The following is a 12,378-nucleotide window of genomic DNA, read 5'->3' as shown; positions in this document are numbered from 1 at the left end:
CCTGATACCTCACCCGTGTTTGAGTGCTGACCATGCCAGAGATCGAACGCATCGTCATCCTCACCGGAGCGGGAATATCCGCAGAAAGCGGGATCGACACATTTCGTTCCGCCGGAGGCCAAGGGCAAGGACTGTGGGAGCAGCACCGGGTTGAAGATGTGGCGACGCCTGAGGGCTTTGCTCGCGATCCTGACCTTGTGCTGGGCTTTTACGATATGCGGCGCGAGGCGCTCGCCAAGGTGAAGCCTAACCCGGCACATGAAGCGCTGGCGCGGCTGGAGGCGGAGTTTCCCGGCGAGTTGCTGCTGGTCACGCAGAATGTCGATGATCTGCATGAGCGGGGCGGATCGCGCCAAGTGCTGCACATGCATGGCGAGCTCAAGAGTGCGCTGTGTATGTCGTGCGAGGTCCGCTCGCCTTGGGAAGCGCCAATGTCAAACCGCCCGCCATGCCCCGTGTGCCAAGCCTCCAGTTTGCGCCCCGACGTCGTGTGGTTCGGAGAGATGCCCTATCAGATGGAGCGCATCTACGCCGCGCTCACCACCTGCGACCTGTTCGTCAGCATCGGCACAAGCGGCGCGGTCTATCCGGCGGCTGGCTTTGTGCAGGAAGCGGCGGCGCAGGGTGCGCGCACGTTGGAACTCAATCTGGAGCGGAGCGAGGGAAGTCACTTCTTCGCCGAAGCGCGCCATGGGCCTGCGGGGACTTTGGTGCCGGAGTGGGTGGGTGAGGTGTTGAAGGCCTGATTAGTCAGGAAGCTTGATCGTCCACATCCCGATTGCAAGAAGCGCGCTTGCAAGCGCCATAGCTCCCGCAATCAGCCGGACATTCGATTTCGCCAGCGGTGAAGACTGATGCGACTCGATCCTGGCTTGCACGGCGCAGGCTTTGCGCTCTGCTGCCCAGAAGATGAATATCCCGATGGCGATGAAGAGGGTTGCGATTGCCTTGGGCACCCAGCTGGGTTCAAGTTTCCCAAACAGCGCGTTGAAGCCAAGCCCGATACCGACCGAGGCTAGGCCCGTCCGCATCCAGCCTGCAAATGTGCGCTCATTCGCCATCAGAGTCCGGTCTTCGGCGAGATCGGTGCGATCTTCAGCGAGGTCGTTTGATGATTTGTCTTCGCTCATTGGTCTATCCGCATCCTTTGCAAGCTTCGTCCTTCGCAATGCTGAGCGTGCGCATCCCCGGCTGCATCCCGTCGAGGATATGCAGCTTGCCCCACATCGGTTGGCCAAAGCGGCTGACTCCGGCGAGCAGCACGCGCACCGCCTGCATCGCGGCAAAGCTTCCGGCCCAGCCAGCCATCGCGCCCAGCATGCCGTCTTCGGCGCAGGTGTCGCAATCCTCGGCATCGAAGGCGTCGCCGACAAAGCACCTGTAGCAGGCTTGACCCGCAAGGTGCCCAGCAAAGGCCCCGACCTGTCCTTGAAAGCGGCCGACAGCCGCAGACAGCAGCGGCACTCGCTCGGCTACGCAGGCATCGGAGACTGCGAGGCGAGTGGCGAAATTGTCGGTCCCGTCGAGCACCAGATCGACGCCTGCGATCAGTTCCGAAGCGTTGTCGCGGCTAATCCGCGTGTCGCTGAGAGTGACGTCGATGGCATCGTCGAAATTGGCGAGCCAGCGACGCGCGCTGGTGGCTTTGCCATGTCCGACATCACGGGCGGTGAAGATGGTCTGGCGCTGGAGGTTCGAGGCATCGACCACATCGTCATCGACCAACGTAAGGCGTCCGATCCCCGCGCCTGCGAGATATTGCAAAGCGGGCGAACCAATCCCGCCCAGGCCGATCACTGCGATGTGCTTGCCCGCCAGCGCAACCTGACCCGCGCCGCCTATCTCGGGCAGCACGATATGGCGCGCGAAACGGTCGAGGCGTGCTGGGGATAAGGGGGCGGGTAAACTCATGGAGAAACTGTTTACAGCCTGTGCACAGCCTGTCGATTCCTTGTTAGCCTCAAGCGCCGGCGTTCGCGTCCGCTCTCTTGGCTATCCTCGCTTTGGGGCAGGCAAGCTGCCCACGCTGCGGGCGGGCGGTCGCCCTTGCCCTCGGCCATGCCTCGCGTCTTGGTCACGGTAGTCAGCGGCCGACTGGCCGCCGCCGCCGTTGCGGCGAAGCCAAGCGCGCCGGATGGCGTGCGCCCGGCGCTTGAGGGGCTACGAGAAACTCGAATTAACTTTCGAGCTGCCTCAGCAAGCTCCGCACATCGCCGTCCATATCGGCGTCACGCTGGCGCAGGTCTTCGATCAGTCGAACAGCGTGGATAACCGTCGAATGGTCGCGCCCGCCGAATTTGCGGCCGATCTCTGGATAAGAGCGCGGCGTGAGCACTTTGGAGAGATACATCGCGACTTGGCGCGGACGCACAACAGCGCGCGCGCGGCGCTTGGACGACATCTCGCTGCGGTCGATCCGGTAGAACTGGCAGACCGTGCGCTGGATCTCGTCAATCGTGATCCGGCGGCGATTGGCTGACAGGATATCGGTGAGCTGCTCTTCGGCCAGGTTGAGCGAAACTTCCTGACCCGTCAGCTGAGCGTAAGCGATCAGCTTGTTAAGGCCGCCGACCAGTTCGCGCACATTGCGGGTGATGGTGCGCGCGAGGAAATCGATCACGTCCTCGGGCACCGAAAGCGGGGCGAAACGCGACAGTTTGGAGACGAGGATCTTCTTGCGCAGTTCGATATCAGCGGCCTGAATATCCGCCACCAGACCCATCGAGAGACGGCTGAGCAGACGCGGTTCAACCCCGTCGAGCGCTTGCGGAGCGCGGTCAGCGGCAAAGACCAATCGCTTACCTTCAGCGAGCAGCGCGTCGATCGTGTAAAGCAGCTCTTCCTGAGCCGAGGCTTTGCCGATGATGAACTGAATGTCGTCAACCAGCAGCAGGTCAAAGCTGCGCAGACGCGCTTTGAACTCGATCATCTGGTTGGCTTTGAGTGCCTGGACGAACTCGACCATGAAGCGCTCTGCCGAACAATAGAAGATGCGCGCGCGTGGATGCGCCTGAAGGAATGCGTGGCCGATGGCGTGCAGCAGATGCGTCTTGCCCTGACCGGTCGCGGCTTTGAGATAAAGCGGCGAGAATTGCGGTTGCTCGGTCGCAGCCATGCGTTCGGCAGCGTTCTTGGCCAGAACATTGGCCTCGCCGGTTACAAAGGCGGCAAAGGTGAGCGAGGGATCGAGGCCGACCGAGCTGGTAAAGCCCGAATCGCCAATCGTGCCGGCTGCGACAGCAATCGCGCTTGCGCCATCATTGGCAGGGCGGCGTCCATCGTCGAGCCGCAGTTCGGGAAGCTGGCGGCGGCCGGGGTGAACCTGAATGTTTACGTTGCGCACATCGCCGCGCACGATCTTCCATGCGAGCTGAAGGCGGTCGTGAAAGCGGTCCTTGACCCAGTTTGCCGAAAACTCGGTCGGCAGGAACAGGTCGAGTGTGCCGTTTTCCTTGTTGATCCCGCCAACCTGAATCGGCTTGATCCACTGGCTGTGCAATTGATGGCCCAGGTCTTTGCGGAGACCTTGGCTGATATCGGCCCAATCGGCTGCGAGATTTACGGCTTCGGCATCTTCCATCAAATCTTCATCCGAATGGCGACGCGTTGACCGCGCCTTATCTATCTTGTGCACCATTGCTTCCCCACGACTATCCCGCCTCCGGAATCTCTTCCGGAGCGGCTAAAACGAATTCACGACAGGCAAAGTTGCCCCAAGCTCGAAAAACGATGTTTCGCGAGCTACCCCCGTCGACCAGACTGTTGATACCCGAGCTGTCCCGCCCCGGGCGATGGCCAGATAATGGCTCTCTGGGCGCAGATCGCAAGCGAGGAATTGTAATAAAATCTAAATATTGTTGTTGACTCGCCGCTATCCCGCAGGCTTGCGTTCATGTCATTGATTTCAAAGTATTTTGATCTTTTGGGAGGTGCGAATCGCGGAAATTCCTTGGGTTTCTGTGACTTGCCCTTGCCATGCAGCGCACAAACGAAAGGGGCCGCGCCAATCGGCACGGCCCTTATCCACAATACCTACGTTACTTTGCTGAAGGTAGTGCACCTGAGTGAGGCCGAATCGGCCTCTTCACAACCCGAATCAGAGAGCGGCGACGCGCTTTGACAGGCGCGACATTTTGCGCGCGACCGTGTTCTTGTGCATCACACCGCGAGCAACACCGCGAGCCATTTCAGGCTGGGCTGCTTTGAGTGCGGCAGCAGCGGCATCCTTGTCACCGGCTTCGCAAGCCGATTCGACCTTCTTAACGAAGTTGCGGATGCGGCTCATGCGGGCGCCATTAACTTCGGCACGGGCATTGTTGCGACGGATGCGTTTACGGGCTTGCGGCGTATTGGCCATATGTCTGTCTGTCTCGCGTTATGTGCGGGCCGCGCCATGCGACCGGATGATTCTTTGTAATGCTCGAAAAACGGCGATTCACCGCCGGAAAGGCGCGCACATAAGCGGGAGGGGCCCGAACGTCAAGAATTCCCTCACTTCTGGCACTTCGCACAATACCATGTGCTGCGCCCGCCTTGCGCGATCCGGCGGATAGCACCGCCATCCTCGCGGCGGCAAGCCTCGTCTGTGCGGCCATAGACATCGAAGCGCGTGGCGAAGTATCCCAGCTCTCCGTCTGGCGCGGCATAGTCGCGCAAAGAGGAGCCGCCATCGCTGATTGCGGCGGTGAGCACATCCTTGATCGCCGGGACGAGCCGTTCCAGCTGGGGCCTAGTCACTTTGCCGCCTGCCTTGGCCGGATGAATGCCCGAACGCCAAAGCGCCTCGCACACATATATGTTGCCAAGCCCGGCGACGACGCGCTGGTCGAGCAGGCACAGCTTGATCGCCTGGCTTTTGCCTTTGAGCGCGGCCTTCAGCTGCTGAGCCGAAAAGTCAGGGCCGAGAGGTTCGGGGCCAAGGCTGGCAAAGGAAGGCCATTGGTCGAGCGCACCGGTCGGCTCCAGATCAACCGAACCGAATCGCCGCGGGTCGCACAGGGCAAAGGCATTGTCCGCAGTTTCGAGCAGCAGGTGGTCGTGCTTGTCCGCCTCATCAGGGTCGATCCGCCAGCGCCCGCTCATGCCCAGATGAAAGATCATGGTCATGTCGCGGTCGAGATGGATCAGGCCGTATTTGGCCCGCCGTGACAAGCCGGTCACGCGCGCTCCCGTCATCACCTGCACCAGTTCGGGCGGGAAGGGACGGCGCAGGTTGGGGCGATTGAGCACCACTCGCGTGATCTGCTGCCCGTCAAGAAAGCGGGCAAGCCCCCGAACCGTTGTCTCGACCTCTGGTAATTCTGGCATGCATTCGGCCTTATCACTCTTTGCGCGCGGGGCAATTCCCTCTAGGGGCAGCGGCATGAGTGAAAGCACATCTGACACCGTCTCCTTCGGGTACGAGAATGTAAGTCCTGAGGAAAAGACCCGCCGCGTGGGCGAGGTCTTCACCAGCGTCGCCAAGAAATACGACATCATGAATGATGCGATGAGCTTTGGCATGCATCGCGGGTGGAAGGACAAGTTCGTCAAACGGGTGAAGCCGCAGCCGGGTGAACGGATCCTCGATATGGCAGGCGGTACGGGCGACATTGCCTTTCGCATGGCCGATCGCGGGGCGGATATCACCGTCGCTGATATCAATCAGGACATGCTCGATGTCGGCGCAGAACGCGCGTTGGAGCGGGCAGAGACGCCCGATACGGGCAGCCTCGTCTTTACCTGCCAGAACGCCGAGAAGGTGAGTTTCGCAAGCTCATCCTTCGATGCCTATACGATCGTATTCGGCATCCGGAATGTGACCTTCAAGGATCACGCGCTGGCCGAGGCGTACCGCGTGCTGCGGCCCGGCGGACGCTTTTACTGCATGGAATTCTCAACCAGCGAATGGTCCGGTTTCCGCGAAATCTACGATATCTATTCCGATCAGCTGCTGCCGCGCATGGGACAGGCGATTGCTGGCGATGCCGACTCGTATCGTTATCTGGTCGAATCGATCCGCAAGTTCCCAAAGATGGCTGAGTTTGAAAGCATGATCCGCGCAGCCGGTTTCGTGAACACCAAGGTCGAACCGATCCTCGGCGGCGCGGTTGCGATCCATTCGGGGTGGAAGGTCTGAACCTGTGACCTCTTCCATCACCCACATGTTCCGCCTCGCGCGTTGGGGGATCACGCTTGCGCGCCGCCGCGCATTGGTGGGGATCGAGAGCGATCCCAACGCGCCTGTGCCGGTAAAGCGGCTGGTGCGCCTCGCGCGGCTCGCGACCTTTACGTCGAAGAACGGCGAACGCGATTACGCTGGCGCGTTTCGCGCGATTGGTCCGGCGGCGATCAAGCTGGGGCAATCGCTGGCGACCCGGCCTGACCTTGTCGGCGATGAAGCGGCGCGAAACCTTCTGAGCCTGCAAGATGACCTGCCGCCTGTATCCTTCGACAAGATCGAAGCGCAGCTTGCAGCGACTTTCGATCAGCCGATCAGCGAGCTGTTCGCTGAGATCGACCCTGTGCCGGTTGGCGCTGCCTCCATCGCGCAGGTCCACCGTGCGGTGACGAGCGATGGCCGCTCGGTCGCTGTCAAAGTGCTGCGCCCCGGCATCCGCGAAAAGTTCGCGCGCGATATCGAGACCTATGAATGGGCCGCCGCGCATATCGAGGCGATGGGCGGAGAGGCCACGCGCCTGCGACCGCGCCTCACGATTGCAAACTTCAAGCGCTGGACCAATTCAGAGCTGGACCTTCGCCGCGAGGCTGCTTCGGCATCGGAACTGGCCGAAGGGATGAAGGGCGTCGGCGGATACCGTATTCCCGGTATCGACTGGGACCGCACCAATGGCCGGGTGCTGACGATCGAGTGGGTCGACGGGATCAAGATTTCCAAGACCGATGAACTTATCGCTGCCGGTCACGATCTGGACGAGATTGCGAACCGCCTGGTGCTGAGCTTTCTTACACAGGCGATCAGCGCGGGTTTCTTCCACGCCGATATGCATCAGGGGAACCTGTTCGTCGAAAAGGACGGCACGATTGTCGCCATCGACTTTGGCATTATGGGCCGGATCGACCGCCGTGCGCGGCAATGGCTGGCGGAAATTCTCTACGGGCTGACGACTGGCAATTACAAACGCGTCGCTGAAATTCATTTCGAGGCGCAATATGTGCCGAGCTACCATTCGGTTGGAGAGTTCGCGACCGCCTTGCGCGCGGTGGGTGAGCCGATGCGCGGCAAGCCGGTGAAGGATCTGTCGGTCGGACAGATGCTCGACGGACTGTTTGCAATCACCCGCGATTTCGACATGCAGACGCAGCCGCATCTGCTGCTGCTGCAAAAGACGATGGTGATGGTCGAGGGGATCGCGACCCAGCTCAATCCCGACATCAATATGTGGGACGTTTCCGGCCCCTATGTGAAAAGCTGGATCCGCGACGAGTTGGGTCCGGAGGCGGCTGTGGCCGACCGGATCAAGGAAGACACCGAGACATTGCTGCGCTTGCCTGCGCTGATCCGCCGGATCGAGGACCGGTTTCCGCCCAAAGGGGGCGCACCTGAACCGCCACCCTTGCCAGAGATCAAGCTCCTCACTGATCGCAGCAAGGGCAACGGCGGAGGCTGGCTCGGCTATTTCGTCGCCGGGCTCGTCGGTGCAGGCGCGGTCTGGGGCGCGAGCTATGCGGGGTTGATCTAGGCCTTTTCAGGCAGGATCTTAGCGCCGAGCAGTCCAGCAACGCCCAGCACCAGCTCGACGACCATCGGTACAATGTAGCCGTCAAAGCTGCCATCGATCGCAAGCGAGACAAGCCTTGCCGCGAGTGTGACCAGCATCAGGGCAGCGCCGAAGACCAGTGCCGCGCCATATTGCTTCCACGCACCCCAAAGGAATGCAGCGCCGCTAACGCCGAAAAATGCGGTGAAATCTGATCGAACCGAGGTGGTCGCATGTGCGCCTTCGACGGCCAGGCCAAGAAAATCTGCACCGGCACTCACCGGATCGGTCAGGAAGCCAAATCCCATATAGAGCAACAGCAACCCGCCAAGGGCCAGCACGATACGCAGCGCGATCTTCATTGATTCAATCCCCCCTCAATCCGCGCCTGGGTGACGCGTTTCCTCAAACCCCGATCAACCCGAATTTCGTCCCTTGTGCAAGGGGCCTGCGTCAGCGCAGTCCCAAGGGCAATCCTGTGCGTCATGCCGCACAGGACTGGGGACTTGCGCAGGCTGGACTTGGCGCGGCTTAGACGGGTCGCTAGGGAAGGTGCCGAAGCGCTTGAAAAAGGCGCGAGGCATGAGGAGTGATGGCGGAGATGGGATCTAAGGGGCCGAAAGTGCTTCTGGTCGTGGGCGGCGGGATCGCGGCCTATAAGTCCTGTGAGCTTGTGCGCCTGATCCGCAAAGGCGGCGGCGATGTCACATGCGTTGTAACCAAAGGCGGGCAGCAATTCGTGACGCCGATGTCGCTCGCTGCGCTGTCCGAGAACCAGGTTTACACCTCCTTGTTCGATCTCAAGAACGAGGTCGAGATGGGTCATATCGAACTGTCGCGTGAGGCCGATCTGGTGGTCGTGTGCCCCGCCACTGCCGATCTGATGGCAAAGATGGCGGCGGGTATTGCCGATGACCTTGCCACCACTCTGATCCTTGCGACCAACAAGCCGGTGATGGCGGTCCCGGCGATGAACGTGAAGATGTGGGAACACGCTTCGACCCAGCGCAATGTCGAAACGCTCTCCGAAGCGGGCGTGAACGTCATGCACCCTGATGAAGGCGCGATGGCATGCGGCGAGTTCGGCTATGGCCGCTTGCCCGAACCGCACGCGATCTGGCGCGAAATCGCCGCGCATTTCGGCATCGAAGTCGAGGACGAAGCGCCTGTGCCGCTCCCCGCCAACGATGCAGCGGAATTTGAAGCGCTCGAACCCGACAATGAGGGGGCAGAGGACGGCACCGCGATGGGCGGGCTTTCCGGCCTGCTGTCCAAGATCATCCCGCGCTCGACCGACAAACGCAGCGCCGAAGAAATCGATGCCGAGCTGGAGGCCGATCTCGACGCCGAATTGCCCGAAGATGCCGAGTTCTTCGAAGAAGAGGAGGTCGAGTTCAATCCCGACCTCGAAGGTTCACCGCTGGCGACCAAGGGCAAGGGCAAGGCTGCACCTCCGATTGATCCCGATGCGATCAATCACGAAGTTGATGAACGCCGCCTCGCGCCCGAGGAAATCGAAGAAGAGGCTCCTGTCGCCAGGAAGGCGGCGGCCAAGTCGGCTGCGCCTGCAAAGGCCGATGTGATCGAGGCCGAAGAGGAAGATGTCGCCGGCGCGCTCAAGGTTGACCCCTCGCACCAGCCGCTCGAGGGGCGCCACGTCCTGATTACCGCCGGTCCCACATGGGAATCGATTGATCCGGTGCGCTACATCGCCAACCGTTCCAGCGGGAAACAGGGTTTTGCCATTGCAGCAGCCGCTGCGGCGCTGGGTGCGGATGTGACGCTGGTTGCAGGCCCGGTCGCCCTCAAGACGCCTGCGGGCGTGAACCGCATCGACGTCGAAAGCGCCGAGGAAATGTCCGCCGCGGTCAAGCGCGCGCTTCCTTGCGATGCGGCGGTGATGGTGGCCGCGGTCGCCGACTGGCGTCCCAAGGAATATCGCGATGAGAAGATCAAGAAGCGCGGCTCTGCGCCGCCTGCCTTGATGCTGACCGAAAACCCCGACATTCTCACCAACCTTGCAGCGGGCGACAAACGTCCCGCTCTTGTGGTGGGCTTCGCCGCCGAAACCGATGACGTGCTCGACAACGCTAAAAGGAAACGCAAGCGCAAGGCCTGCGACTGGATCGTCGCCAATGACGTATCGGGCGATGTGATGGGCGGCGATATGAACAAGGTTCACATTGTCAGCAGCGAGGGTGTCGAAAGCCTCGATGAGATGCCAAAGCTCGATGTTGCCATTGCACTGGTCGAACGGATCGCCGCAGCCTTGAACGCCGAAGCCGAACAATGAGCAACTCTGTGAATGTCGAGGTTAAACGCCTGCCGCATGGCGAAGGGCTGACCCTGCCAGCCTATGCCACCAGCGGCGCTGCGGGCATGGATGTGGTGAGCGCCGAAGACGTTACGCTGAAACCCGGCGCGCGTTATCCGGTCGCAACCGGCCTCGCGCTGGCAATCCCGCATGGCTACGAAATTCAGGTCCGCCCGCGCTCAGGCCTCGCGCTCAAGCACGGCATCACCGTCCCGAATACCCCCGGCACCATCGATTCGGACTATCGCGGCGAGCTGAAAGTGATCCTGATCAACCACGGCGATGCGGATTTCGTCATCGCGCGCGGTGATCGCGTCGCGCAGCTGGTGCTTGCGCCGGTCGTGCAGGCGGCGTGGGACGAGGTTGAGGAGCTGGACGCTACCGAGCGCGGGGCAGGCGGGTTTGGCTCTACCGGAGGCCACGCGAAGCTCTAGCGCAGGATTTGCCCCACCGAGCAATCCAGAGACACCCACCCCGCAAAGCACCCAACAAAAAGGGCGGCGCCATTTGCTGGCACCGCCCTATTTTCCCACGCAGGGGAAGTTGATTCAAATCGTCAGTCGATCGCGCGCACGCTTTTGCCGTCTTCGCGGATGGTGATGCGCAAAGTCTCGCCATTGCTGCCCGGGAAATCGGTGAAGATTGCTTCGACCAGATTGGGTACCAGCGACTGCAAGCGATTGGTGCGCGAGACGGCCTGTGCCTGACCTTCGAACAGACGTTCGCCGGTGGCGGTGTTGTCGATCTTCATCTCGATGTCGGAGGTGTAGACAGTGTAGCTGCGCACTTCCGGCCCGGCGAGGAACGGATCGTAGAAGCCGAAGGCAAAGGCGCGGCGACGGCTGAAACCGCCAAAGCGTCCCCAAGGGCTGAAGTACGGATCGGCTGCAAAACCGGTGCTGCGCACCCGCTCACGGCCATTATCGACGCCGTAATCGAAGCGGACCAGCAGATTGGCCGCCTCGGGACTGGCCGACTCGACATAGCCAAGACCCGCCATCTGTTCGGCGACAAGATCGGCATAGAGCGCGAATTCGAGACCGCCTGCAAGCGCGGGATCTTCGGCCACAACCGCAAAGGTCTGACCCTGCGGCGCGGGAAGCTGCGTCTGAAAGCGCGACACGTCGGCTTTGAAAGAAGGCGCACAGGCGGAAAGGCCAAGCGCGATCGCTCCGCCAAGGGCAAAGCGGATGGCGCGGCTGAGTTTGGTTGGTTGTGAGGTCATATCACGATCCTTAATGGCACAGTCGCACGTGCTTCACCAGCACGCATGCAACCGCGATTCGCCCCCCGATGCGGACACAATGTGTAGCGACTGGCCCTGAACGGGTGTTGAACTGCCGCCTAGCCGCGCACCAGTCCCAATGCCTTGTAGGCAGCATCCAGCGTCGGGATACCGTGCTCGCGTGCCTGCGCAGCTCCTCGAGCAAGGATCGCGTCGAGCGCTTCGCCGTCTTCCTTCAGCTCCATAAAGCGCGCATTGATCGGGCGCAGCGTCTCCACCAGAGCTTCTCCCAGCACCGGTTTGAACGCGCCAAATCCTTGCCCGCCATATTCGCCAAGCGTTTCCGCGACGCTCTTGCCCGTCAGCGCGCCGTAGATCGTGACGAGGTTGAGCGCTTCGGCGCGGCCTTCCAGACCCTTTTCTTCCGAAGGCAAGGGTTCAGGATCGGTCTTGGCCTTTTTGACCTTCTTCATCACCGTGTCCGGATCATCGGTGAGCGAAATGCGGCTCATTTCCGACGGGTCCGACTTGCTCATCTTGGCGGTGCCATCGCGCAGGGACATGATCCGAGCGGCAGCAGGGGGCGTGTAGACATCGGGGATGGTGAAGACCGGCGCGTCCTCGGCACAGAAGTCATTGTTGAACTTTTGCGCAATGTCGCGGGTCAGCTCGATATGCTGCTTCTGATCTTCGCCCACCGGCACATGGGTCGCCTGATAGAGCAGCACGTCGGCGGCTTGCAGCACCGGATAGGTGAACAGCGCGACCGACTGGCCCTCGCGGTTTTTGCCCGCCTTGTCCTTCCACTGCGTCATGCGGTTGAGCCAGCCCATCCGCGCGGTGCCGTTGAGCAGCCATTGCAGCTCTGCATGGGCGGGCACCTGCGCCTGATTGAACAGCACGGTCTTGGCCGGATCGACCCCGCAGGCGACCAGAGTGGCCACCATTTCGCGGGTGTTCTGCGTCAGCTCGGCCGGAGTATGCGGCTGCGAGATCGCATGCAGATCGGCGAGGAAGATGAAGCATTCACCGCCTGCAGCGTGCGCCTCTTCCTGCAACTTCACATAATTGACGATCGCGCCAAGGTAATTGCCGAGATGGGGTTTGCCGGTGGGCTGGATGCCAGAGACGACACGCAT

The 12,378-nt window shown here is 61.4% G+C and carries 13 protein-coding genes; 5 read left to right on the top strand and 8 right to left on the bottom strand.

Annotation, left to right across the window (positions count from 1 at the left end):
• The first annotated feature begins 32 nt into the window (after positions 1 to 32).
• Positions 33 to 746 (top strand): NAD-dependent deacylase, encoded by a 714-nt coding sequence (locus Q0887_RS09960; RefSeq protein ID WP_299194477.1) that lies wholly within the window; start codon positions 33 to 35, stop codon positions 744 to 746.
• On the opposite strand, the gene Q0887_RS09955 is transcribed toward Q0887_RS09960, so the two are convergent.
• From Q0887_RS09955 to mutM, 5 genes are all read right to left on the bottom strand, one after another.
• Positions 747 to 1,130, bottom strand: a complete 384-nt coding sequence (locus Q0887_RS09955; protein ID WP_299194474.1) for a DUF202 domain-containing protein — start codon at positions 1,128 to 1,130, stop codon at positions 747 to 749. It lies immediately after the preceding gene.
• Positions 1,131 to 1,134: 4 nt separating this feature from the next.
• Positions 1,135 to 1,911: a HesA/MoeB/ThiF family protein gene (locus Q0887_RS09950; RefSeq protein WP_299194471.1), complete on the bottom strand. Its 777-nt coding sequence runs from the start codon at positions 1,909 to 1,911 to the stop codon at positions 1,135 to 1,137.
• A gap of 265 nt (positions 1,912 to 2,176) precedes the next feature.
• Positions 2,177 to 3,637: a chromosomal replication initiator protein DnaA gene (dnaA, locus tag Q0887_RS09945; RefSeq protein WP_299194469.1), complete on the bottom strand. Its 1,461-nt coding sequence runs from the start codon at positions 3,635 to 3,637 to the stop codon at positions 2,177 to 2,179.
• 459 nt (positions 3,638 to 4,096) lie between these two features.
• Entirely contained in the window at positions 4,097 to 4,357 is a 261-nt protein-coding gene (gene rpsT, locus Q0887_RS09940; RefSeq protein ID WP_299194466.1) for a 30S ribosomal protein S20, read from the bottom strand.
• A gap of 134 nt (positions 4,358 to 4,491) precedes the next feature.
• A complete protein-coding gene (gene mutM / locus Q0887_RS09935; RefSeq protein ID WP_299194464.1) occupies positions 4,492 to 5,307 on the bottom strand; it encodes a bifunctional DNA-formamidopyrimidine glycosylase/DNA-(apurinic or apyrimidinic site) lyase in 816 nt (271 codons plus the stop codon).
• 55 nt (positions 5,308 to 5,362) lie between these two features.
• Between mutM and Q0887_RS09930 the strand changes: the two genes are divergently transcribed.
• Positions 5,363 to 6,118 (top strand): class I SAM-dependent methyltransferase, encoded by a 756-nt coding sequence (locus Q0887_RS09930; RefSeq protein ID WP_299194462.1) that lies wholly within the window; start codon positions 5,363 to 5,365, stop codon positions 6,116 to 6,118.
• 4 nt (positions 6,119 to 6,122) lie between these two features.
• Positions 6,123 to 7,682 carry a 2-polyprenylphenol 6-hydroxylase gene (gene ubiB, locus Q0887_RS09925; RefSeq protein WP_299194460.1) on the top strand — a complete coding sequence of 520 codons (1,560 nt, stop codon included), beginning with the start codon at positions 6,123 to 6,125 and terminating at the stop codon, positions 7,680 to 7,682.
• On the opposite strand, the gene Q0887_RS09920 is transcribed toward ubiB, so the two are convergent.
• A complete protein-coding gene (locus tag Q0887_RS09920; RefSeq protein ID WP_299194458.1) occupies positions 7,679 to 8,062 on the bottom strand; it encodes a DUF4345 family protein in 384 nt (127 codons plus the stop codon). The two genes, ubiB and Q0887_RS09920, sit on opposite strands and share 4 nt — an antisense overlap.
• Positions 8,063 to 8,301: 239 nt before the next feature.
• On the opposite strand from Q0887_RS09920, the gene Q0887_RS09915 reads away from it, so the two are divergent.
• Both Q0887_RS09915 and dut read left to right on the top strand, forming a co-directional pair.
• A complete protein-coding gene (locus Q0887_RS09915; protein ID WP_299195314.1) occupies positions 8,302 to 9,993 on the top strand; it encodes a bifunctional phosphopantothenoylcysteine decarboxylase/phosphopantothenate synthase in 1,692 nt (563 codons plus the stop codon).
• Positions 9,990 to 10,448 (top strand): dUTP diphosphatase, encoded by a 459-nt coding sequence (gene dut, locus Q0887_RS09910; protein WP_299194456.1) that lies wholly within the window; start codon positions 9,990 to 9,992, stop codon positions 10,446 to 10,448. The genes Q0887_RS09915 and dut overlap by 4 nt, the downstream gene beginning before the upstream one ends.
• Before the next feature lie 122 nt (positions 10,449 to 10,570).
• Here dut and Q0887_RS09905 read toward each other — a convergent pair whose 3' ends face one another.
• Positions 10,571 to 11,239, bottom strand: a complete 669-nt coding sequence (locus Q0887_RS09905) for a DUF4136 domain-containing protein (RefSeq protein WP_299194454.1) — start codon at positions 11,237 to 11,239, stop codon at positions 10,571 to 10,573.
• A 119-nt stretch (positions 11,240 to 11,358) separates the two neighbouring features.
• On the bottom strand, positions 11,359 to 12,378 hold the full coding sequence (gene trpS, locus Q0887_RS09900; protein WP_299194451.1) for a tryptophan--tRNA ligase: 1,020 nt from the start codon (positions 12,376 to 12,378) through the stop codon (positions 11,359 to 11,361).

It is taken from the genome of uncultured Erythrobacter sp. (assembly GCF_947492365.1).
Classification (GTDB): Bacteria; Pseudomonadota; Alphaproteobacteria; order Sphingomonadales; family Sphingomonadaceae; genus Erythrobacter.
This window is presented reverse-complemented; position numbering and strand designations above follow the sequence as displayed.

Coding starts and splice junctions, on each gene's coding strand:
- Q0887_RS09930 (WP_299194462.1), top strand. CDS start 5,363: ATGAGTGAAAGCACATCTGACACCGTCTCCTTCGGGTACGAGAATGTA.
- rpsT (WP_299194466.1), bottom strand. CDS start 4,357: ATGGCCAATACGCCGCAAGCCCGTAAACGCATCCGTCGCAACAATGCC.
- dnaA (WP_299194469.1), bottom strand. CDS start 3,637: ATGGTGCACAAGATAGATAAGGCGCGGTCAACGCGTCGCCATTCGGAT.
- Q0887_RS09955 (WP_299194474.1), bottom strand. CDS start 1,130: ATGAGCGAAGACAAATCATCAAACGACCTCGCTGAAGATCGCACCGAT.
- Q0887_RS09960 (WP_299194477.1), top strand. CDS start 33: ATGCCAGAGATCGAACGCATCGTCATCCTCACCGGAGCGGGAATATCC.
- Q0887_RS09905 (WP_299194454.1), bottom strand. CDS start 11,239: ATGACCTCACAACCAACCAAACTCAGCCGCGCCATCCGCTTTGCCCTT.
- Q0887_RS09950 (WP_299194471.1), bottom strand. CDS start 1,911: ATGAGTTTACCCGCCCCCTTATCCCCAGCACGCCTCGACCGTTTCGCG.
- Q0887_RS09915 (WP_299195314.1), top strand. CDS start 8,302: ATGGGATCTAAGGGGCCGAAAGTGCTTCTGGTCGTGGGCGGCGGGATC.
- trpS (WP_299194451.1), bottom strand. CDS start 12,378: ATGCGTGTCGTCTCTGGCATCCAGCCCACCGGCAAACCCCATCTCGGC.
- Q0887_RS09920 (WP_299194458.1), bottom strand. CDS start 8,062: ATGAAGATCGCGCTGCGTATCGTGCTGGCCCTTGGCGGGTTGCTGTTG.
- dut (WP_299194456.1), top strand. CDS start 9,990: ATGAGCAACTCTGTGAATGTCGAGGTTAAACGCCTGCCGCATGGCGAA.
- mutM (WP_299194464.1), bottom strand. CDS start 5,307: ATGCCAGAATTACCAGAGGTCGAGACAACGGTTCGGGGGCTTGCCCGC.